Raw genomic sequence first — 21,866 nt, forward strand, 5'->3', positions numbered from 1 at the left:
ACCCGCGCCGGGCGTACTGTGGGCAACTTGTTCAGACAAGTTCCCCGCGCTTGATTCTGTTCCGGCGCGTCCTGTGCATCACTCGCAACCCTCCTACCGTGCGTATCACTGGAGAGACCGTGACCGTGTCCCTGCCGCGCAAGGCCGCCCTCGGCGGCGCGCTCGCCGTTGTCGCCGCGCTCGCCCTGAGCGCCTGCGGCGCCGCCCCCGACAACGCGTCGAGCACCACCAAGGACGGCAAGAGCGCCGCCACCGCCACCTCGGCGGCCGACTTCGGCGGCATGGACGCCCTGGTGGCGGCGGCCAAGAAGGAAGGCACGCTGCACACCATCGCGCTGCCCCGCGACTGGGCCAACTACGGCGCCCTGATCGACGGCTTCCAGAAGAAATACGGCATCAAGATCCAGAACGAGAGCCCAGACGCGGCCAGCCAGGACGAGCTGAACGCCATCACCTCCCGGCAGGGCCAGGACCGCGCCCCCGACGTCATCGACGTCGGCGGCTCCTTCGGTCTGACCGCCGCCCAGCAGGGCATCCTCGCCCCCTACAAGGTGGCCTCCTACGGCGACATACCCGCCGCCCAGAAGGACGCGCAGGCCCGCTGGTACAACGACTACGGCGGCTACATCTCCATCGGCTGCGACGCCAAGCGCGTCAAGGAGTGCCCCACCACCTTCAAGGACCTCCTGAAGCCGGAGTACAAGGGCCAGGTCGCCCTCAACGGCAACCCGACCAAGGCGGGCGCCGCGTTCGCCGGTGTCTACGCGGCGGCCCTCGCCAACGGCGGTTCCTTCGACGACATCCAGCCCGGCATCGACTTCTTCGGCAAGCTGAAGAAGAACGGCAACTTCACGCCCGTCGAGTCCACCCCGGCGACGATCGAGAAGGGCGAGACGCCCATCAGCATCGACTGGGACTACCTGAACGCCGGGTACGCCAAGGAGTTCAAGGCCAAGGGGCTGGACTGGAAGGTCGCCGTCCCGGACGACGGCAAGTACGCCCAGTACTACACGCAGGGCATCAACAAGAACGCCCCGCACCCGGCCGCCGCGCGGCTGTGGGAGGAGTACCTCTACAGCACCGAGGGCCAGAACCTGTGGCTGAAGGGCTTCGCACGCCCGGTGCTGCTGCCCGCGATGGAGAAGGCCGGCACCGTGGACAAGACCGCCGCCGCCGCGCTCCCGCAGGTCACCGGCACGCCGACGTTTCCGAGCGACGCCCAGCAGACCAAGGCCAAGACGGCCCTGACGTCCGGCTGGAGCAAGGCCGTCTCCGGATGACCGCCACGCTCACGCGCGCGGACACGGCGCCCGTCGCTTCGGTGAAGCGGCGGCGCCGTGCCCCGGGCTGGCTCGCCGTCGTCCCGCTCCTGGTGTTCACGGCCGTCGCCTTCGGCGTCCCCGCCGTCGCCGTCGTCAACGGCGCGTTCACCGTCAAGGACGCCGCGACCGGAGCCACCGCGCACTCGCTGTCCAACCTGACCACCTCGCTCCAGGGGCCGTACCTCACCGCCCTGCTCGGCAGCGTCAAGCTGTCCGCCGTCTCCGCCGTGCTCGCCGCCCTGCTCGGGCTGCCGCTCGCGCAGGCCGTGGTCAGCTCCCGCTCCGGCGCGCTGCGCCAGGCCGTGCTGACCGCCTCCGGGGTGCTCGCCAACTTCGGCGGTGTCCCGCTCGCCTTCGCGTTCGTCGCCACCCTCGGCAACGCGGGTGTGCTCACCACCCACCTGGGCCTCGCCAAGCACGGCTGGAGCCTCTACGGCTTCTGGGGCCTGGTCCTCGTCTACCTCTACTTCCTCATCCCGCTGATGGTGCTCACCATCACCCCGGCCCTGGACGGATTGCGCGCCCAGTGGCGGGAGGCCGCGCTCAACAACGGTGCCACCGGCGTCCAGTACTGGCGGCACGTCGCGCTGCCCGTCCTCGCGCCCTCGCTGCTCGGCGGGTTCGTGCTCCTGTTCGGCAGCGCCTTCGCCGCCTACGCCACCGCCGCCGCGATGGTCGGCAGCGCCGTCCCGCTGGTCACCCTCCAGATCTCCGACGCCCTCTCCGGCAACGTGCTCACCGGCCAGGAGAACGTCGCCCTCGCGCTCAGCCTGGACATGGTGCTGGTCGCGGGCGTGGTCATGGCCGTGTACCTGCCCCTGCAACGACGGAGCGCCCGATGGCTCGACGCCTGACCCCCTGGCGCTGGGCCGTGCTCGGCCTGGCCGCCGTGTACTTCCTGGTGCCGCTCGCCGCGTCGTTCGTCTTCACCGTGGACGACCCCCGCCACGGCGTGGACTTCGGCGCCTACACCGGCATCGTCTCCGCCGACGGCTTCGGCTCCAGCCTGCTGCTCTCGCTGGAGCTGGCGGTCGCCACCATCGTCGTCGTCCTGCTGCTCATGGTGCCCGCCGTCACCGCGCTGCGGCTCGGCGCGCCCCGGCTGCGCCCGGTCGTCGAGGTGATCTGCTCACTGCCGCTGGTGGTCCCGCCGATCGCCTTCGTCGCCGGTATCGTCACCGTGCTCAAGTGGGGCCCGCAGTACCTCTCCCGCACCCCGCTGTTCCAGACCTTCGTCGCCGTCCAGAACCCCACCTTCCCGGTGGTCCTGGTCCTCGCCTACGTCGTGATGGCGCTGCCCTTCGTCTACCGCGCCCTCGACTCCGGGCTCCGTGCCATCGACGTACGCACACTGGTCGAGGCCGCCCGCAGCTGCGGCGCCTCGCTGCCCCAGGCGCTGGTCCGGGCCGTACTGCCCAACCTGCGCGGCGCCCTGCTCAACGCGTCCTTCCTGACGCTGGCCCTGGTCCTCGGCGAGTTCACCGTCGCCCAACTGCTCGGCTTCCAGCCGTTCGCGGTGTGGATCTACAACGTCGGCGGCTCCCAGGCCCAGATGTCCGTGGCCGTGTCCGTGCTCAGCCTGCTCGTCACCTGGGCCCTGCTCCTCGCACTCGCCGGAGCCGGCGGACGCGACCGAACCGCTTCCTCACGGGGATGAACATGACCGTCACCAGCACACTTGAGAAGGCCGCGGCCGAGAAGGCGGCGACCGTCGAATTCCGGTCGCTGCGCCGGGAGTTCGGACCCACCGTCGCCCTCGACGGACTCGACCTCACCGTCCGTCCCGGCGAGTTCCTCGCCCTGCTCGGCCCGTCCGGCTGCGGCAAGACCACCGCGCTGCGCATGCTCGCCGGGTTCGAACACCCCGACTCCGGCGCCGTCCTGGTGGACGGCGCGGACGTCACCGGGGTACCGGCCCACCGCCGGGACGCCGGGATGGTCTTCCAGTCGTACAGCCTCTTCCCGCACCTCAACGCCGTGGACAACGTGGCGTTCGGGCTGCGCATGCGCAAGGTGCGCACCGCCGAGCGGCGCGCCCGCGCCGCCGAACTGCTGGAGCTGGTCGGCCTCGGCGACAAGCGCGACCGCTACCCGCACCAGCTCTCCGGCGGCCAGCAGCAGCGCGTCGCGCTCGCCCGCGCCCTCGCCCTGCGCCCCCGCGTGCTCCTGCTCGACGAGCCGCTGTCCGCGCTGGACGCCAAGGTCCGCCTCAACCTGCGCGAGGAGATCCGCCGCCTCCAGCAGGAACTGGGCATCACCACCCTGTTCGTCACCCACGACCAGGAGGAGGCGCTGTCCGTCGCGGACCGAGTCGCCGTGATGCGCGCCGGGCGTCTCGAACAGTGCGCCGCCCCGGCCGAGTTGTACGGCCGCCCCGCCACCGCCTTCGTCGCCGAGTTCGTCGGCACGATGAGCCGCATCCCCGGCGAACTCACCGACGGCACCGTCGCGGTGCTGGGCCGACGGCTGCCCGCCGAGGGCGAGGCCGCCGACGGTTCGGTGGACGTCCTGGTCCGCCCCGAGGCACTGGGCGTGCGGGCCGACGCGGACGGCACCGGCCGGGTCGTCGCCACCGCGTTCCTCGGCGCCGTCGTCCGGGTCACCGTACGGCTCGCCGACGGCACCGAGGCCAAGGCCGACCTGCCCGCCCACGAGGCCACCGGACTCGGCGCCGGAGCGCCCGTCACCGTGTCCCTGCCCGACCGCCCGGTACTCGTGGCCGGACGCGCCCAGAGCTGAGGAAACACCGCACCGTGACCACCCCCCCCCCCCCCCCCCACCCCCACCCGCACCCGCTCCTGCCGCTCCGGGCCGTCCTGTTCGACATGGACGGCACCCTCGTGGACACCGAGCGCCTGTGGTGGGACGCCGTCGAGCAGGTCGCCGGCCGTCCACTGACCGACGCCGACCAGCCGGAGGTGCTCGGCCGCCCGGTCGAGCACACCGCCGACTGGCTGGCGGCGGACGGCGGCCGGACCGGCGCCGAGCTGGCCGCCGCACTACACCACGCGTTCGCGGTCCGCGTCCACGACCGGATCGTGCCCCGGCCCGGCGCGCTCGACCTGCTGACCGCGCTGGCCGCCGCCGGTGTCCCCATCGCACTGGTCACCGCCTCGCCCCGCGCGGTCGCGGACATCGTCCTCGACGCGCTCGGCGCCGGACGGTTCGCCGTCTCCGTCACCGCCGACGACACCGGCCGCACCAAGCCCGCCCCCGACCCCTACCTCGCCGCCTGCCGCGCCCTGGGCGTCGATCCGCGCGCCTGCGTCGCCGTCGAGGACACCCCGACCGGCGTCGCCTCCGCCGAGGCCGCCGGATGCGCGGTGCTCGCCGTGCCCTCCCTCGCGCCCATCGCCGCCGCGCCCGGCCGCACCGTACGGGACAGCCTGGCCGGGGTCACCCCGGAGCAGCTCGCTGCCCTGGTGGCCGGACCCGCACCCGAGGCCGCCGACGCACCCGCACCCGCGTCCGTGCCGGAAGCCGCCGCCCCCGTGCTGCGGGTGATGAGCTGGAACCTCTGGCTCGGCGGCAGCGAGGTCCGCGACCACCGCGCCAAACAGCTCCGGGCGATCACCGAGTCCGGCGCCGACGTCGTCGGCCTCCAGGAGACCGCCGAGCACGCCGCTCCCGAGCTCGCCGCCGCCCTCGGCTGGCACCACCACCGCGCCGGGGTCAACCTGGGCATCCTCAGCCGCCACCCGATCACCGCCGTCCACGGCGACCCGCACGTCGGCTTCTACGGCGCGACCGGCGTCCGGGTCCGGATCGCCCCCGGCCACGAGGTGGACGTATGGACCGCCCACCTGCACTACACGCCCTACGGCCCCTACGAGGCCGACTTCGACGGCCTGGCCGCCGAGACGCTGATCGCGCACGAGGACGTACGCCTCGGGCAACTCCGGGAGGCGCTGCGCCGGATCGAGGAGTGCGCCACCGAGGGCGTCCCGGTGGTGCTCACCGGGGACTTCAACTGCCCCTCACACCTGGACCGTCCGGAGGTCGCCTGGCCGGTGACGCTGGCCGCCGCCGAGGCCGGGTTCGCTGACTCCTTCCGCGCGGCGCACCCCGACCCCGCCGCTGAGCCCGGCGCCACCTGGTCCCCGGTCCACCGCTTCCACGAGGACGGCAGCGGACGCCCCGAACCGCAGGACCGCATCGACTACGTCCTGCACCGGGGCGGCCTGACCGTCCGCGACTCGCGCACCCTGGTGCTGGGCACCCCGCATCCCTGGCCCGACGTCGCGGACAACGACTGGCCCTCGGACCACGCGGCGGTGATCACCTCCTTCGTCCGGGAGGCATGACCGCCCGACACCCCCGCGTGACCCGCGCCCCAGCACCGGAGGGCGCTCAGGGGCGGGCGCAACGAATCGCCGTCGCGCCCGCCCCGCACGCAACGAACCGCGCACCGGCGCGCAACGGCTCCCGCTTGTCCGGCGGATCGGCGCGACCGTACCGTCTAACCGGCCCCCCGGAAACGGCCGGACAGGCCCCAGCCCCCCGCTCTTCCGGTGAGGAACCCGCATGCGCACCGCCCTGTTCCAGAGCTCGGGACGCCCCGGCTCGATCGCGGAGAACCTGCGCGTCCTGGACCGGGCCGCCGGGCGGGCCGCCGAGTCGGGCGCCGCGCTGCTGGCCGCGCCGGAGATGTTCCTCACCGGGTACGCCATCGGCGACGACGTGGCCCGGCTCGCGGAGCCCGCCGACGGGGACTCCGCCGACGCGGTCGCCGAGATCGCCCACCGGCACGGCCTCGCCGTCGCCTACGGCTACCCGGAACGCGCCGACGGCACGGTCTACAACTCCGCCCAGCTGATCTCCGCCGACGGCACCCGCCTCGCCGGATACCGCAAGACCCACCTCTTCGGGGACTTCGAGCGCGCCCACTTCACACCCGGCGCCGACCTCGTCGTCCAGGCCGAACTGAACGGCGTCACCGTCGGTCTGATGATCTGCTACGACGTGGAGTTCCCGGAGACCGTCCGCGCCCACGCCCTGGCCGGAACCGACCTGCTGGTGGTGCCCACGGCGGTGATGCACCCGTACCAGTTCGTCCCGGAGTCCCTGGTACCGGTGCGCGCCTGGGAGAACCAGCTCTACGTGGCGTACGTCAACCGCGTCGGCGCCGAGGGCGAGTTCGAGTTCACCGGGCTCTCCGTGCTGGCCGGGCCCGACGGCACCGCCCGGGCCCGCGCCGGACGCGGCGAGGAACTGCTCACCGCCGACCTGGACCCCGCCCTGCTGGCCGCCTCTCGCGCCGCCAACCCCTACCTGACGGACCGCCGCCCGGGCCTGTACGGCCCGCTCGCCTGAGTCCGTCGCACGAGCCGCCCGCCCCGCCGCCGGTCCGTCCCGCACCTCCCCGAACCACCCCGCGCAAGGAGTCCGACCCCATGACGTCCACGGTGCCCACCGCCGTCGAGCACGCCGACGAGCAGCAGCCCCCGATCACCATGTTCGGCCCGGACTTCCCCTACGCCTACGACGACTACCTCGCCCACCCGGCGGGCATCGGCCAGATCCCGGCCACCGAGCACGGCAGCGAGGTCGTCGTCATCGGCGGCGGCCTGTCCGGCATCGTCGCCGCCTACGAGCTGATGAAGATGGGCCTCAAGCCGGTCGTCCACGAGGCCGACCGGATCGGCGGCCGACTGCGCACCGTCGGCTTCGAGGGCTGCGACCCGTCGCTGACCGCCGAGATGGGCGCGATGCGCTTCCCGCCCTCCTCCACCGCCCTCCAGCACTACATCGACCTGGCCGGTCTGGAGACCCGCCCGTTCCCCAACCCGCTGGCCGAGGCGACCCCCTCGACCGTCGTGGACCTCAAGGGCGAGTCGCACTACGCGGAGACCGTCGAGGATCTGCCCCAGGTCTACCGGGACGTGGCCGCCGCCTGGAGCCGGTGCCTGGAGGAGGGCGCCGACTTCTCCGACATGAACCGCGCCCTGCGCGAGCGCGACGTGCCCCGCATCCGCGAGATCTGGGCACGGCTCGTCGAGCAGCTGGACAACCAGACCTTCTACGGGTTCCTCTGCGACTCCGAGGCGTTCAAGTCCTTCCGGCACCGCGAGATCTTCGGCCAGGTCGGCTTCGGCACCGGCGGCTGGGACACCGACTTCCCCAACTCCATCCTGGAGATCCTCCGCGTCGTCTACACCGAGGCCGACGACCACCACCGGGGCATCGTCGGCGGCTCCCAGCAGCTCCCGCTGCGCCTGTGGGAGCGCGAGCCGGAGAAGATCGTCCACTGGCCGTACGGCACCTCGCTGGCCGCCCTGCACCCCGGCGGCGAGCCCCGCCCGGCGGTCACCCGGCTGCACCGCACGGCCGGGGGCGGCATCACCGTGACCGACGCCGACGGGGAGATCCGTACGTACCGGGCGGCCGTGTTCACCGCGCAGTCCTGGATGCTGCTGTCCAAGATCGCCTGCGACGACTCGCTCTTCCCGATCGACCACTGGACCGCCATCGAGCGCACCCACTACATGGAGTCCAGCAAGCTGTTCGTCCCCGTGGACCGGCCGTTCTGGCTGGACAAGGACCCGGTGACCGGCCGGGACACCATGTCCATGACGCTCACCGACCGCATGACGCGGGGCACCTACCTGCTGGACGACGGCCCGGACCGGCCCGCCGTGATCTGCCTGTCGTACACCTGGTGCGACGACAGCCTGAAGTGGCTGCCGCTCTCCGCCAACGAGCGGATGGAGGTCATGCTGAAGTCGCTCGGCGAGATCTATCCCGGCGTGGACATCCGCAAGCACGTCATCGGCAGCCCGGTCACCGTCTCCTGGGAGAACGAGCCGTACTTCATGGGCGCGTTCAAGGCCAACCTGCCCGGCCACTACCGCTACCAGCGGCGCCTGTTCACCCACTTCATGCAGGACCGGCTGCCCGAGGACAAGCGGGGGATCTTCCTCGCCGGGGACGACATCTCCTGGACGGCGGGCTGGGCCGAGGGCGCGGTACAGACGGCGCTCAACGCGGTCTGGGGCGTCATGCACCAGTTCGGCGGCGCCACCGACCCCACCAACCCCGGCCCCGGCGACGTGTACGACGAGATCGCGCCGGTGGAACTGCCGGAGGACTGAGGTGCCGAGGGGGGAAGCGGCGGCGCGGTGTCAGCCGCCCAGCGGGGTCAGCAGCATCCGCCCCGCGAACCCCACGGCCGCGTCCAGCCGCTCGGTGAACTCCTCCACCACGTCCTCGCAGCGGCGCAGCGCCCACAGCGCGCGGGCCGCCGCCCAGGTCGCCTCCCGCGCCCGCTCCAGGCTCCACGAGCCGAGCAGATGGGTGAGCGGGTCCGCGATCTGGAGCAGGTCCGGGCCGGGCATCAGGTCCTCCCGGATGCGTTCCTCCAGCGCGACCAGCAGATCGCCCACCCGGTCGTACTCGTCCTCCAGATCGGCGGGCGCGCACTCCAGCGCCGCGCAGGTGTCCACCACGGCCAGCGCCAGGTCGTGCCCGATGTGGGCGTTGATCCCGGCCAGGGCGAACTGGAGCGGCCGTACGCCGGGATGGCGGCGGAGCTGGAACAGGGGCCGCCAGCAGGCGGGGGGCCGCCGGTCCCGGTCCACCGCCTCGACCGCCGCCAGATACCGGTCGGCGAACCGGGCGTCCAGCGCGGCGGCGGCACCCGGGTCCGCGAACGCCCCGGCGTCCAGTGCCCGGCCGACCTCCTCGGTGACGGCCAGATAGACGCGGTTGAACACCGCGACCCCGTCCCACGCGGGCAGCCGCGCGTCCAGCGCCCGCATCCGCGCGAGCACCGTGTCCACCGGCGCCGTGACTTGCTCCAACTGGCCCATGAGGGCAGCGTCCCAGCACCGGCCCGCCGGGGGTACCGACCGGGCGGAGGCTTCGCCGGATCGGGCGAACCCGCCGGACAACCGCCCGCGCACCCGGCCCGGTGCCGTACGCCGCCCCGGTGCTCAGGACTCCCCGCGCCGCCCCTCGCCGCTGTCCGCGCCGCCCAAGTCGCCCGCACCGCCCGTGTCGTACCGCGAGGTCCCCTCGTCCAGCAGCGGCTTCTGCTCCTTGAGGTGGGGCGGGGCGAAGGCGCGCAGGGCGTGGTAGCCGGTGATGACGACCAGGGTGCCGAGCGCGATGCCGCTGAGCGAGAAGGTGCCGCTGAACTTCAGGGAGACGTTGCCGACGCCGATGATGATGCCCGCGGCGGCCGGGACCAGGTTCAGCGGATTGCGCAGGTCCACCTTGGAGTTGATCCAGATCTGCGCGCCGAGCAGGCCGATCATGCCGTAGAGGATGACGGTGATGCCGCCGAGCACCCCGCCGGGGACGGCGGCGACGATCGCGCCGAACTTGGGGCAGACCCCGAACAGCAGGGCGAACCCGGCGGCGGCCCAGTAGGCGGCGGTGGAGTAGACGCGGGTCGCGGCCATCACGCCGATGTTCTCGGAGTAGGTGGTGTTCGGCGGGCCGCCGACGGCGGTGGAGAGCACCGAGGCGACGCCGTCCGCCGAGATCGCGGTGCCCAGCTTGTCGTCCAGCGAGGTACCGGTCATCTCACCGACCGCCTTGACGTGCCCGGCGTTCTCCGCGACCAGGGCGATCACGACGGGCAGCGCCACCAGCACCGCCGACCACTGGAAGGTGGGCCCGTGGAAGTGCGGGAGGCCGATCCAGTCGGCCCTGCCGACCCCGGACAGGTCCAGCCGCCAGTGGTCGCCGATCCTGCCGTCGGGGCCGACGGAGTGAATCCTGCCGAGGGTCCGGTCGAGCACCCAGGACAGCGCGTAGCCGAAGACCAGCCCGAGGAAGATCGCGATACGGGACCAGAAACCCCGCAGACAGACGACGGCCAGACCGGTGAACAGCATCGTCAGCAGCGCCGTCCACTGGTCCTGCGGCCAGTAGGTGGAGGCGGTCACCGGGGCCAGGTTGAAGCCGATCAGCATCACCACGGCGCCGGTCACGATCGGCGGCATCACGGCGTGGATGATCCGCGCCCCGAACCGCTGCACCGCCAGACCCACCAGGAACAGCACGACACCGACCACCAGCACCGCGCCGGTCACCGTGGCGCTCGTACCGCCCTGCGCGCGGATCACGGCCGCGACGCCGACGAACGACAGCGAGCAGCCGAGATAGCTGGGCACCCGGCCGCGCGTGGCGAGCAGGAAGATCACGGTCGCCACACCGGACATCATGATCGCCAGATTCGGGTCCAGACCCATGAGCACCGGAGCCACGAACGACGCCCCGAACATGGCGACCACGTGCTGCGCGCCCAGCCCCACCGTGCGCGGCCAGGTGAGCCGCTCGTCGGGGCGCACCACCGCTCCGGGCGCGGGGACCTTTCCGTCCCCGTGAAGTTTCCAGCGCACGCCGAGGTCCATGTGAGGGTTTCGCTTTCTCTGTACAGGAGGTGGGTCGCGCACCATTGTCCCGGCTCCCCGGGGGTTCCACGCCCCGACGACCGCCCTGACAACCCGCCCCGACCAGGCGATCTGAGCGGTCGCTTAGGATGAGGGGGGCCGCCACCGGCCCCGCACCCGAGCCAGGAGCCCACCCGTGACCGCCGAAGCCCCGACCGCCCCCGCCGCCTCCGACACCTCCGTCCGGGACGGCGTGCCGTACGGGCGGCTCGTCCCCGTCGCCGTGCACTTCGACGACCTCGACGCGTTCGGGCTGCTGCACAACGCCCGCTATCCGCTGCTCGTGGAGCGGGCGTGGACCGAGGTGCTGGCCGGACTCGGCTTCACCTTCGACGGCGACTGGGAGGCGGCGGGCGACGCGTGCAACGTGGTCCGCGAGCTGACCATCGGCTACGAGGCGCCGGTGAAGCGGGCGGGGGAGTACGCCGTCCACCTCTGGTTCGAGCGGCTCGGCTCCACGAGCCTCGGCTACGGCTTCCGGTTCTGCTCCGCCGACGGCGCCGAGACCTACGCGCGGGGCAGCCGGGTGCTGGTCCGTATCGAGGCGGGCAGCGGGCGCCCCACACCGTGGAGCGACGCGTTCAGGGACGCGGCTCGGGCACTCCTGCGGCCGGCCGGCTGACCTCCGCGCCCGTCCCGCCCCGCTCGGCGGTGCGCAGGACGCCCGCGAACAGCACGAGCCCGAGCGCCAGCGCGGTCACCACACCGAACGACACGACCAGACTGCTCGCCTGCGCCACCCCGCCGATCAGGCTCGGCGCGACCAGCCCCGAGGTGTACGTGATGGTGGCGACGCCCGCGATGGCCTGACTCGGGTTCGGCCCCGCGTGCCCGGCCGCCGCGAAACAGAGCGGTACGACCACGGCCATCCCCAGCCCCATCAGCGCGAACCCGGCCATCGCCACCGCCGGGTGCCCGGCCGCCACCACCAGCAGACCGCCCAGCACCGTGAGCACCCCGCCCCAGCGGACCGTGCGGACCGCGCCGAAGCGGTTCACCACCGCGTCACCCGCGATCCGGGCCACCGCCATCGTCAGCATGAACCCGGTGGTGCAGGCCGCCGCGAGCCCGGCCGAACTGTCCAGCCGGTCCCGCAGGAACACCGCCGACCAGTCCAGGCTGGCGCCCTCCGCGAACACCGCGCAGAAGCCGACGGCGCCGATCAGCAGCGCCGAGCGCGGCGGCAGCGCGAACCGGGGCGGCGGCTCCTCGTCGGCGGCGGGCTCCAGGTTCAGCACCCACGAACACGCCACCAGGCCCAGCACGGTGAGCGTCCCGGCGGCCAGCGCGTGGTGCAGCCGCGCGTCCGACCCCAGGTGCGCGGCGAGCGTGCCCGCCGCCGAACCCACCAGGGCGCCCGCGCTCCACATCCCGTGCAGCCCCGACATGATCGACCGGCCGAGCAGCCGCTCGATCTCCACGCCCAGCGCGTTCATCGCCACGTCCGACATGCCCGAGGTCGCCCCGTAGACGAACATCGCCGCGCACAGCCCGAGCATGTTCGGCGCCAGCGACGGCAGGGTCAGCGACAGCGTCCACAGCGCGAGCAGCCCGCGCAGCGCGGTCCGGCTGCCGAAGCGGTGACTGATCCGGCCCGCCAGCGGCATCGACACCGAGGCGCCGACCGCCGTGAACGCCAGCGAGAGCCCCAGCTGGCCCGCGCTGAGCGAGGCGTGCTCCTGAATCCACGGCACCCGGGTGGCGAAGGACCCCGTCACGGCGCCGTGCACCGCGAACACCGCCGCCACGGCGTACCGGGCGCGCTTCACCTCGGCCCGCGCGAACCCCACGTCACCCATCGTCCAGTCCCTCCCGGCACCACACCTCATCCGCGTCCCCGCGGCACCGCCGTAAACTATCAGGGTCCCTTCCTGATGAATAGGGACCGAACCCGCCGTACGCGTCTGGGAGGATGCCCGTCATGCCCGCCTCACCGAGCACCGCACGGACCATCAACGACCGGCACGCCCTCCGGCTGCTCCAGAGTGAAGGCCCGTTGACGGCAGGGCAGTTGAAGCAGCTCACCGGGTTGTCCCGGCCCACCGTCGCGGACCTCGTGGAACGGCTCACCGCCTCCGGTCTGGTCACCGTGGTGGGGGAGTCCGGCGAGCAGCGGCGCGGCCCCAACGCCCGGCTCTACGGCCTGGTCGCGGACCGCGCGCAGCTCGCCGCGCTCGACGTCCGCACCGGGGGAGCGGTCGTCCTCGTCTCCGACCTGCTCGGCCGGGTGCTGGCCGAGGCGTCCGTGCCGATCGGCGGCGACACCGGGACCGGACCGGCGGTGGAGCAGGTGGTCGCCGCCGTCGAACGCACCGTCAAGGAGGCGGGCGCCGACCGGCTGCACACCGTCGGCATCGGCGCCCCCGGCCTGATCGACCCGGCCACCGGCGACCTCCGCGACTCCGGCGGGCTGCCCGCCTGGCACCGCAGGCTCGCCGCCGCCCTCCAGGAACGGCTGCCCGAGGCCCGCGTCACCGTGGAGAACGAGACCAACCTCGCCGCGCTGGCCGAACAGCGCGAGGGCGCCGCCCGCGACCGGGACACCTTCGTGCTGCTCTGGCTCGGGCACGGGGTCGGCGCCGCCGTCGTCCTGGACGGCCGTCTGCGCCGGGGTGCCTCCGGCGGCACCGGCGAGATCGGCTTCCTCCCGGTCCCCGGCACCGCCTCGCTGCCCTCGGCCACCGACTGCGACGGCGGTTTTCACTCCCTCGCCGGTGCGGCGGCCCTCGGTGCGCTCGCCCGCGGACTCGGCCTGCCCGCGCCGGAGAACACGGACGGGCCGGGGGTGGCGGTGCTGGTGCGGGAGGCTGCGGAGGGCGGCGCCGGGGAGGGCGCTCCGCCCGCTGCCCACGCCCGCTTCCTGGACGCCCTCGCCGACCGGGTCGCCCTCGGTGCCGCCTCCGTCGTCTCCATCCTCGACCCCGGCTGCGTGGTGCTCGGCGGTGAGATCGGGCAGGCCGGGGGAACGGCCCTGGCCGAGCGGGTGGCGGACCGGCTGGCACGGATGTCCCCGCTGGTCACAGAGGTGCGACCCGGTGAACTCGGCGGCGCCGCCGTGCTGCGCGGGGCGCTGCTGACGGCGCGGGACCGGGCGCAGGACGCGCTGTTCGCGCCGGTGTAGAAGACACGTCGTACGCGTCGCGTCGTACCGCGTTGGGCGACCCGGCGGCGGGCAAGGGCCGTCGTCACCGCCACCGGGCCGTCCGCACCCTAAGAGGACTAGACCAGTCAGGTCAATGGGTCCGTACCAAGCGCGACCCGCTTGCGGCACAAGCGAGTTGACCGGCCCGAGGGCACCCCGTGAGAGGCGCGGCGCGCGGGGTGATCCAGGCCACACGGCCCGCCTGTCGGTCCGGCGGTCCGGCGTGGCACACTGGCCGGGTACCAGAAGCAGCGCACTCCGGGGTCGGTGAAAGTCCGAACCGGCGGTTACAGTCCGCGACCCGGCCGCCTCCAGCGGCCGGTTGACCAGGTGAAATTCCTGGACCGACGGTTAAAGTCCGGATGGGAGGCAGTGCGCGGCGGGCGGGCATTCCCTGAGTGCGCGCCGCCGTCTTCGGGTTCGTCCGTCTCGGCGGACGGGTCCGCCTTCGGCGTCGCCCCCGGTGTGCTCACCCGTTTCACTCTGTCGTCATCGACAGGCCCCGGAGTCCGTGCCCGCACAGGGAGGACTCGGGAAGTGTTCACCGGAATCGTCGAAGAGCTGGGTGAGGTCACCGCCGTCGAGAATCTCGGCGACGCCTCCCGTTTCAGGCTCCGCGGCCCCCTCGTCACCAAGGACGCGCGGCACGGCGACTCGATCGCCGTGAACGGTGTCTGCCTCACCGTCGTGGACCGCACGGGCGACGAGTTCACCGCCGACGTGATGGCCGAGACGCTCGACCGGTCCAGCCTCGGCGCCCTCGCCGTCGGCTCCCGCGTCAATCTGGAGCGCCCCACCGCCGTGGGCGCCCGGCTCGGCGGGCACATCGTGCAGGGCCATGTGGACGGCACCGGCCAGGTCCTGGCCCGTACCCCCTCGGAGCACTGGGAGATCGTCAGGGTCTCCCTCCCCACCCCCCTCGCGCGCTACGTCGTGGAGAAGGGCTCCATCACGGTGGACGGCATCAGCCTCACCGTCGTGGAAGCGGGCGCCGACTTCTTCACCGTCAGCCTCATCCCCACCACGCTCGCCCTGACCACGCTCGGCCACAAGCAGCCCGGCGACCCGGTCAACCTCGAAGTGGACGTCATCGCCAAGTACGTGGAGCGGCTGCTCGCGGCCGGAACGGAGACCGCCCGGTGAACCCGCTCGACGCGCTGAACTCCGAGGCGTTCGTCCTCCTCGGCCAGCACATCCTCTGGTCCGACATGATCGGCAACACCCTGGGCCTCGCCGCCCTCGCCCTCGGCTGGCGGCGCTCCCTGTGGAGCTGGCCGGTGCAGTTCGTCTCCGGACTCGTCCTGTTCGCCGCCTTCTTCGGCCACCTCACCGGCAGCGCGGGCAAGCAGGCCGTCGTCATGGCCGTCGCCGTCTACGGCTTCCGGCAGTGGCGCCGCACCGGGGGCACGGGCGGGACCGACCGGATAGCGCCCCGGTTCGCCACCTGGCGCGAGCGCGCCGCCATGCTCGGTGCGGCGGCCCTCGGCACCGTCGCCGTCGCCGCGCTCTTCACCGCCCTCCCCAAGCTGTCCTGGGACCCCTGGCCGGACGCGTACATCTTCGTCGGCACCATCGTCGCCATGTACGCCCAGGCCAAGGGCATGGTCGAGTTCTGGTTCGCCTGGCTGCTCGTCGATCTCGTCGGCGTCCCCCTCAACTTCGCCTCCGGCTACGCCTTCTCCGGTTTCGTCTACGTCATCTACGGCGCGCTCGTCCTGTGGGGCATGCGCGACTGGTGGCTGCGCTCCCGCCAGGGACAGCGGCCCGTCCTGGAAGGAGCGCCCGCATGACCTCCACCCTGCTGCACGACCCGGACGCCCCCGGCGCGCTGCGCCTCGACCCCGTCGAGCGGGCCGTCGCCGACATCGCCGCCGGGCGCCCGGTCGTCGTCGTGGACGACGAGGACCGCGAGAACGAGGGCGACCTCGTCATCGCCGCCGAGAAGGCCACCCCCGAGATCGTCGCGTTCATGATGAGCGAGTGCCGGGGCCTGATCTGCGTCCCGATGGAGGGCGCCGAACTCGACCGGCTGCTGCTGCCGCAGATGGTCCAGGACAACACCGAGTCCATGAAGACCGCGTTCACCGTCTCCGTGGACGCCTCCGCCGCGCACGGCGTGAGCACCGGTATCTCCGCCGCCGACCGCGCCACCACCCTGCGGCTCCTCGCGGACGGCGCCGCCGGGCCCGAGGACTTCGTCCGCCCCGGCCACGTCTTCCCGCTGCGCGCCCGGCCCGGCGGTGTCCTCACCCGCGACGGGCACACCGAGGCCGCCGTCGATCTGGCCCGGCTCGCCGGACTCCGCCCGGCCGGGGCCATCGTGGAGATCGCCGGGGAGGACGGCCGGATGCTCCGGCTGCCCGAACTGGTGCCGTTCGCCCGCAAGCACGGCCTGACGATCATCTCCATCGCGGACCTGATCGCGTACCGCCGGGGCGCCGAGCCCACCGTCCGGCGCGAGGCCGTCACCGCCCTGCCCACCCGGCACGGCACCTTCACCGCGTACGGCTACCGGGCCGCCGACGGCGTTGAGCACGTCGCCCTCGTCCACGGCGAGATCGGGGACGGCGAGGACGTCCTCGTCCGCGTCCACTCCGAATGCCTCACCGGCGACGTGTTCGCCTCCCTGCGCTGCGACTGCGGCCCCCAGCTCGACACCGCCCTCGCCCGCGTCCAGGAGGAGGGCCGGGGCGTGGTCGTCTATCTGCGCGGCCACGAGGGACGCGGCATCGGCCTGATGTCCAAGCTGCGCGCCTACGCCCTCCAGGAGCAGGGCCACGACACCCTCGACGCCAACCTCGAACTCGGCCTGCCCGCCGACGCCCGCGACTACGGCGCCGGTGCCCGGATGCTCGCCGACCTCGGGGTGCGCAGCATCCGCCTTATGACGAACAACCCCGACAAGACCGAGGCGCTGCTCCGGCACGGCATCGCGGTCGGCGGGCGCGAACCGATGCCGGTCAAGGCCGGTGCGGACAACCTGCGGTACCTGCGCACCAAGCGCGACCGCATGGGGCACGATCTGCCCTGGCTGGACACGCCCGCCGGGTCCGCCTGCGGCAACCAGTGAGCGGAACTTCCCAGCACAGCACTCTTCGGCACAGAATCCCGTCAGCACGGAATCCGTCAGCACGGCACTCGTCCGTACAGAACTCGCAAGGAGAACAGTGAGCGGCAAGGGCGCACCCGAGGTGTCCGTATCGAACGCGAGTGACCTCCGGGTCGCCGTCATCGCGGCGCGGTGGCACGAGAAGGTGATGGACGGTCTGGTGAACGGCGCCCTGCGCGCCCTGCACGACCTCGGCATCGACGAACCCACCCTGATCAGGGTCCCCGGCAGCTTCGAACTGCCGGTCGCCGCCAAGGTCCTCGCCGGACGCGGCTACGACGCGGTCGTCGCCCTCGGTGTCGTCATCCGCGGCGGCACCCCGCACTTCGACTACGTCTGCCAGGGCGTCGCCCAGGGCCTCACCCAGGTGTCCGTGGAGACCGGGGTGCCCGTCGGCTTCGGCGTGCTGACCTGCGACACCGAGGACCAGGCGCTGGACCGGGCCGGTGTCGAGGGCTCCAGCGAGGACAAGGGGCACGAGGCGGTCACCGCCGCCGTCGCCACCGCGGCCACACTCCGCTCGGTGTCCGAACCCTGGCACTGAGCAGCGGCCCGTACCGCGTAGGGTGGGCAGCACCATGTCCAAGAAGACGTTCGAGGAGCTGTTCACCGAGCTCCAGCAGAAGGCCGCCACCGGCGACCCCGCCACCTCCCGCACCGCCGAACTGGTCGGCAAGGGCGTCCATGCCATCGGCAAGAAGGTCGTCGAGGAGGCCGCCGAGGTCTGGATGGCCGCCGAGTACGAGGGCAAGGACGCGGCGGCCGAGGAGATCTCGCAACTGCTGTACCACGTCCAGGTGATGATGGTCGCGCGCGGCATCTCCCTGGACGACGTCTACGCCCACCTCTGACATCCCCCGCAGAGTCGAACCCCCCTCTCCACGCAAAGGAAGCCGACCTCATGCTGCGCATCGCCGTCCCCAACAAGGGTTCCCTCTCCGGCCCTGCGGCGGACATGCTGCATGAGGCCGGCTACCAGCAGCGCCGGGAGTCCAAGGAACTGCGGATCGTGGACCCGGTCAACGAGGTGGAGTTCTTCTACCTCCGCCCCCACGACATCGCCGTCTACGTCGCCACCGGCCGCCTGGACATCGGCATCACCGGCCGCGACCTGCTGCTGGACTCGGCCGCCGACGCCACCGAGATCCTCCCCCTCGGCTTCGCCCGCTCCACGTTCCGCTTCGCGGCCAAGCCCGGCACCGTGGCGAGCGTCGCCGACCTGGCCGGGAAGACCGTCGCCACCTCCTACGAGGGCGTCGTCTCCGGCCACCTCGCGGAGCACGGCGTGGACGCCTCCGTCGTCCACCTGGACGGCGCGGTGGAGACCGCGATCGAACTGGGCGTCGCGGAGGCCGTCGCGGACGTGGTGCAGACCGGCACCTCGCTGCGGAACGCGGGCCTGGAGATCTTCGGCGAGCCGATCATGACGTCCGAGGCGATCGTGATCCGCCGCACCGGCGCCCCCCTCGACGACCCCAAGATCCAGCAGTTCCTCCGCCGCCTCCAGGGCGTCCTGGTCGCCCGGACCTACGTGATGATGGACTACGACTGCCGGGTCGAGCAGCTGGAGAAGGCCGTCGCGCTCACCCCCGGTCTGGAGTCCCCGACCGTCTCCCCGCTGCACAACGAGGGCTGGGTCGCCGTCCGCGCGATGGTCCCGGCCGGAGAGGCGCAGCGCATCATGGACGACCTCTACGACATCGGCGCCCGCGCCATCCTGACCACGGCCATCCACGCCTGCCGTCTCTGAGAGGCCGCACCCGTCATGTCCGACTTGCCCGCGCTGCCCGTCACCTTCCGGCCCGGCCACACCCGCGCCGTGCTGCTCACCGCCGGAGCGGCGATCTTCCTGGTCATCTCCGGGGTCGCCCTGCTGCTGGAGCAGCTCGGACCGGGGGAGCGGCTCAGCTTCGTCGTCACCGGCGCCCTGCTGTTCTGGGTGCTCGCCCAGCTCGCCCGGGTGAAGGTCGTCGCGGACGACTCCGGGGTGACCGTAGTGAACATCGTCACGCGGCGCCGTCTCGCCTGGGCCGAGATCGTCCAGGTGAACCTCCGTCCGGGGGACCCCTGGGTGTTCCTCAACCTCAGCGACGGCACCAGCCTGCCCGCGCTGGGCATCCAGCCGGGCATCGCCAAACAGCGTGCCATCACCGACGCGCGGGCCCTCAGGGATCTCACCGAGGCACGCGCCAGGGTCCTGTCGGGGGAAGACCGGGGCTGAATCGGGGTCGCTCCGCCTGCCACACCTGGCCGGTTGTTGACTAATCTGGTGGGGAGGGCGCGAGCGACGCGCCTTCACCCCTGCCGCCCCGAAGGCGCCGGGGGTTTCCTGCGACCCGAGGAGTGACTCCCTCCAGCGATGGACGGATCGTCCTGTAGTACCTGCGCCGCCCCCCACCGGTCCCACGGCGAGGCGGCGGCATCATGACCATCCCCCTGCTGCTGCTCGCGGCAGCGTTCCTGCTGATCCTGGCCAACGGGTTCTTCGTCGCCGCCGAATTCGGCCTGGTGACCGTGGAGCGCCCGGAGGCCGAGCAGGCGGCCGCCGACGGCGACAAGCGCGCCGGCACGGTCGTCGAGGCGCTGAAGGAACTCTCCTTCCAGCTCTCCGGCACCCAGCTCGGCATCACCATCACCTCCCTGGTCGTCGGCATGCTCGCCGAACCCGCGCTGGCCGAGCTGCTGCACGGCCCGATCGCGGCGCTCGGCCTGCCCGGCGGCGCGGTCTCCGGCATCGCGGTCGTCGTCGGCATGCTGCTGGCCTCCGCCCTGCAGATGGTGGTCGGTGAACTCGTACCGAAGAACTGGGCCGTGTCCCGGCCGCTCCAGGTCGCGCGCTTCGTCGCCGGCCCGCAGCACCAGTTCGCCCGCCTCTTCCGCCCGGTGATCGCCGTGCTCAACACGGTCGCCAACCGGCTGGTCCGCTCGCTCGGCGTGGAACCCGCCGAGGAGCTGGCCTCCGCCCGCACCCCCGGCGAGCTGGTCTCCCTGGCCCGGCACTCCGCGCAGGCGGGCGCCCTGGAGCAGGACACCGCCGACCTGTTCGTGCGGACCCTCTCGCTCGGCGACCTCACCGCGCAGCATGTGATGACCCCCCGTGTGAAGGTCAGCGCGCTGCAGGACACGGCGACCGCCGAGGACGTCGTCAACCTCACCCGTGCCACCGGCCTGTCCCGCTTCCCCGTCTACCGGGAGAAGATCGACGAGGTCGTCGGCATGGCCCATCTGAAGGACGCGCTCGCGGTGCCCGTGCACGACCGGCTGCGCACCCCCGTCGGCCGGATCGCCCGCAAGGCCCTCCTGGTCCCGGAGACGCTGCCCGTCCAGCCCCTGCTGGCCCGGCTGCGCAGCGAGCAGCCCATCGCCGTCGTCGTGGACGAGTACGGCGGCACGGCCGGGGTGGTCACCCTGGAGGACATCGTCGAGGAGCTCGTCGGCGAGGTCCGCGACGAGCACGACGCCAAGGACGTGCCCGAACTGGCCCCCGCCCCGCCCGAGGACGGCCGTCCCGCCTGGGACGTGGACGGCGGCTGCCGGGTGGACGCCCTGCTCCGCATCGGCCTGGACGTGCCCGAGGGGCCGTACGAGACGGTCGCCGGACTCGTGGCCGACCTGCTCGGCCGCATCCCGGCGCCCGGCGACCGGGCCGAGCTGCCCGGCTGGCGGCTCGCCGTCCGCCAGGTCGGCCACTACCGCGCCGAACGTGTCCGCCTGGTCCGTACGGTCCCGGTGACCGATCTCGTGGAGGCGGTCCGATGAGCCTGCTCCAACTGGTCTTCGCCGGGCTGCTGGTGCTCGCCAACGGCTTCTTCGTCGGCGCCGAGTTCGCGCTCGTCTCCGTCCGCCGCAGCCAGATCGAACCGCTCGGCACCGCCCGCGCCCGTCAGGTCGTGCACGGCCTGGAACGGCTGCCGCAGATGATGGCCGCCGCCCAGTTCGGCATCACCGTCTGCTCGCTGACCCTCGGCGCGGTCGCGGAACCCACCGTGGCGCAGCTGCTGGAGCCGCTGTTCGAGGCGGTCCACCTGCCCGAGGGCATGATCCACCCGCTCGGCTACGTCATCGCGCTCGCCGCCGTGGTCTTCTTCCACCTGGTGATCGGGGAGATGGTCCCGAAGAACCTGGCGATGGCCGCGCCGGAGAAGGCCGCGCTCTGGCTGAGCCCCGGCCTGGTCGCGTTCGCCCGGATCTGCCGCCCGATCACGGTGGCCCTCGGCGCCTGCGCGCAGGGCATCCTGCGGCTGTTCCGGGTCGAGCCCAAGGACGAGGTCGAGGCCGTCGTCACCAGCGAGCAGCTCAACCGCCTGCTGGAGGACTCCGGCCAGGCCGGACTGCTCGGCCCCGAGGAGCGCGAGCGCCTGGAGGACGCGCTGGAACTGGGCTCCCGCCCGGTCACCGACGTCCTGCTGCGCCGCGAGTCCCTGGTCACCGTCACCCCCGCGGTCACGCCGGGGGAGATCGTCGAGCTGACCGCCCGCACCGGCTACTCCCGCTTCCCGGTCGCCGCCGGGTCCGGCGCCTTCATGGGGTACGTCCACGTCAAGGACGTCCTCGACCTGGAGGACTCCGACCGGGCGGTCCCGCAGCAGATCTGGCGCCCGATGACCGTGCTCCGCGCGGAACTCCCGCTGGACGACGCGCTCACCGTGATGCGCCGGGCGGCCACCCATCTGGCCCAGGTGGCGGACGCCTCCGGGCGCGTCCTCGGTCTGGTCGCGCTGGAGGACGTCCTCGAACTCCTGGTGGGCGAGGTCCGCGACCCCGCCCACCGGCAGGCACCCAAGGCGCACCTGCTCCAGCCCCGCCCGACCGGGGACCCCGAGGAGGCGATGGCGTAACGGGCCGACGGCCCGGCGGCGCGGCGGAGGGCCGGGGTTCCACGGAACCCCGGCCCT

At 72.9% G+C, this 21,866-nt stretch carries 21 protein-coding genes and 1 riboswitch; of the genes, 18 read left to right on the forward strand and 3 right to left on the reverse strand.

Features of this window, described 5'->3' with window-relative positions; translation table 11 throughout:
• Positions 1-119 precede the first annotated feature (119 nt).
• The 7 genes from KUM39_RS09145 to KUM39_RS09175 all read left to right on the forward strand — a co-directional run bounded on the left by KUM39_RS09145 (position 120) and on the right by KUM39_RS09175 (position 8,413).
• The gene (locus KUM39_RS09145; protein WP_217785003.1) at positions 120-1,280 is read left to right on the forward strand and encodes an ABC transporter substrate-binding protein; all 1,161 of its coding nucleotides are present in this window, start codon (positions 120-122) and stop codon (positions 1,278-1,280) included.
• On the forward strand, positions 1,277-2,176 hold the full coding sequence (locus KUM39_RS09150) for an ABC transporter permease (protein ID WP_217784948.1): 900 nt from the start codon (positions 1,277-1,279) through the stop codon (positions 2,174-2,176). Before KUM39_RS09145 ends, KUM39_RS09150 begins: the two co-directional genes overlap by 4 nt.
• Positions 2,161-2,979: an ABC transporter permease gene (locus tag KUM39_RS09155; RefSeq protein WP_217784949.1), complete on the forward strand. Its 819-nt coding sequence runs from the start codon at positions 2,161-2,163 to the stop codon at positions 2,977-2,979. Before KUM39_RS09150 ends, KUM39_RS09155 begins: the two co-directional genes overlap by 16 nt.
• Positions 2,980-2,981: 2 nt before the next feature.
• Entirely contained in the window at positions 2,982-4,061 is a 1,080-nt protein-coding gene (locus tag KUM39_RS09160; RefSeq protein WP_217784950.1) for an ABC transporter ATP-binding protein, read from the forward strand.
• Positions 4,062-4,147: 86 nt separating this feature from the next.
• Positions 4,148-5,626, forward strand: coding sequence for an HAD-IA family hydrolase (locus tag KUM39_RS09165; RefSeq protein ID WP_217785004.1), 1,479 nt, complete (start codon positions 4,148-4,150; stop codon positions 5,624-5,626).
• A gap of 220 nt (positions 5,627-5,846) precedes the next feature.
• Complete coding sequence (locus KUM39_RS09170) at positions 5,847-6,635, forward strand: carbon-nitrogen hydrolase family protein (protein WP_217784951.1); 789 nt, start codon at positions 5,847-5,849, stop codon at positions 6,633-6,635.
• A gap of 80 nt (positions 6,636-6,715) precedes the next feature.
• Entirely contained in the window at positions 6,716-8,413 is a 1,698-nt protein-coding gene (locus tag KUM39_RS09175; protein WP_217784952.1) for a flavin monoamine oxidase family protein, read from the forward strand.
• A 30-nt stretch (positions 8,414-8,443) separates the two neighbouring features.
• On the opposite strand, the gene KUM39_RS09180 is transcribed toward KUM39_RS09175, so the two are convergent.
• Entirely contained in the window at positions 8,444-9,130 is a 687-nt protein-coding gene (locus KUM39_RS09180; protein WP_217784953.1) for a DUF5995 family protein, read from the reverse strand.
• Positions 9,131-9,253: 123 nt separating this feature from the next.
• The gene (locus tag KUM39_RS09185; protein WP_217784954.1) at positions 9,254-10,681 is read right to left on the reverse strand and encodes a uracil-xanthine permease family protein; all 1,428 of its coding nucleotides are present in this window, start codon (positions 10,679-10,681) and stop codon (positions 9,254-9,256) included.
• Between the two features lie 175 nt (positions 10,682-10,856).
• Between KUM39_RS09185 and KUM39_RS09190 the strand changes: the two genes are divergently transcribed.
• Complete coding sequence (locus KUM39_RS09190; RefSeq protein ID WP_217784955.1) at positions 10,857-11,342, forward strand: acyl-CoA thioesterase; 486 nt, start codon at positions 10,857-10,859, stop codon at positions 11,340-11,342.
• On the opposite strand, the gene KUM39_RS09195 is transcribed toward KUM39_RS09190, so the two are convergent.
• A complete protein-coding gene (locus KUM39_RS09195) occupies positions 11,302-12,519 on the reverse strand; it encodes an MFS transporter (RefSeq protein WP_217784956.1) in 1,218 nt (405 codons plus the stop codon). The genes KUM39_RS09190 and KUM39_RS09195 overlap by 41 nt on opposite strands.
• A 122-nt stretch (positions 12,520-12,641) precedes the next feature.
• Between KUM39_RS09195 and KUM39_RS09200 the strand changes: the two genes are divergently transcribed.
• From KUM39_RS09200 to KUM39_RS09245, 10 genes are all read left to right on the forward strand, one after another.
• Positions 12,642-13,841, forward strand: a complete 1,200-nt coding sequence (locus tag KUM39_RS09200; RefSeq protein ID WP_217784957.1) for an ROK family transcriptional regulator — start codon at positions 12,642-12,644, stop codon at positions 13,839-13,841.
• Between the two features lie 270 nt (positions 13,842-14,111).
• Positions 14,112-14,242, forward strand: a riboswitch (FMN riboswitch).
• 157 nt (positions 14,243-14,399) lie between these two features.
• Entirely contained in the window at positions 14,400-15,005 is a 606-nt protein-coding gene (locus KUM39_RS09205) for a riboflavin synthase (protein ID WP_217784958.1), read from the forward strand.
• 65 nt (positions 15,006-15,070) lie between these two features.
• Positions 15,071-15,652, forward strand: a complete 582-nt coding sequence (locus KUM39_RS09210) for a nicotinamide mononucleotide transporter family protein (RefSeq protein WP_217785005.1) — start codon at positions 15,071-15,073, stop codon at positions 15,650-15,652.
• Positions 15,649-16,932 (forward strand): bifunctional 3,4-dihydroxy-2-butanone-4-phosphate synthase/GTP cyclohydrolase II, encoded by a 1,284-nt coding sequence (locus KUM39_RS09215; RefSeq protein ID WP_217784959.1) that lies wholly within the window; start codon positions 15,649-15,651, stop codon positions 16,930-16,932. The genes KUM39_RS09210 and KUM39_RS09215 overlap by 4 nt, the downstream gene beginning before the upstream one ends.
• A 97-nt stretch (positions 16,933-17,029) precedes the next feature.
• On the forward strand, positions 17,030-17,515 hold the full coding sequence (gene ribH, locus KUM39_RS09220; protein WP_217784960.1) for a 6,7-dimethyl-8-ribityllumazine synthase: 486 nt from the start codon (positions 17,030-17,032) through the stop codon (positions 17,513-17,515).
• 34 nt (positions 17,516-17,549) lie between these two features.
• Positions 17,550-17,822 (forward strand): phosphoribosyl-ATP diphosphatase, encoded by a 273-nt coding sequence (locus KUM39_RS09225; protein WP_081223298.1) that lies wholly within the window; start codon positions 17,550-17,552, stop codon positions 17,820-17,822.
• A 50-nt stretch (positions 17,823-17,872) separates the two neighbouring features.
• Entirely contained in the window at positions 17,873-18,721 is an 849-nt protein-coding gene (gene hisG / locus KUM39_RS09230) for an ATP phosphoribosyltransferase (RefSeq protein ID WP_217784961.1), read from the forward strand.
• A 15-nt stretch (positions 18,722-18,736) separates the two neighbouring features.
• Positions 18,737-19,192, forward strand: coding sequence for a PH domain-containing protein (locus KUM39_RS09235; protein ID WP_217784962.1), 456 nt, complete (start codon positions 18,737-18,739; stop codon positions 19,190-19,192).
• 203 nt (positions 19,193-19,395) lie between these two features.
• Entirely contained in the window at positions 19,396-20,730 is a 1,335-nt protein-coding gene (locus tag KUM39_RS09240; RefSeq protein WP_217784963.1) for a hemolysin family protein, read from the forward strand.
• Positions 20,727-21,809: a hemolysin family protein gene (locus KUM39_RS09245; RefSeq protein WP_217784964.1), complete on the forward strand. Its 1,083-nt coding sequence runs from the start codon at positions 20,727-20,729 to the stop codon at positions 21,807-21,809. The genes KUM39_RS09240 and KUM39_RS09245 overlap by 4 nt, the downstream gene beginning before the upstream one ends.
• Positions 21,810-21,866 lie beyond the last annotated feature (57 nt).

The organism is Streptomyces corallincola (assembly GCF_019104725.1).
In the GTDB taxonomy this organism is placed as follows: domain Bacteria; phylum Actinomycetota; class Actinomycetes; order Streptomycetales; family Streptomycetaceae; genus Streptomyces; species Streptomyces corallincola.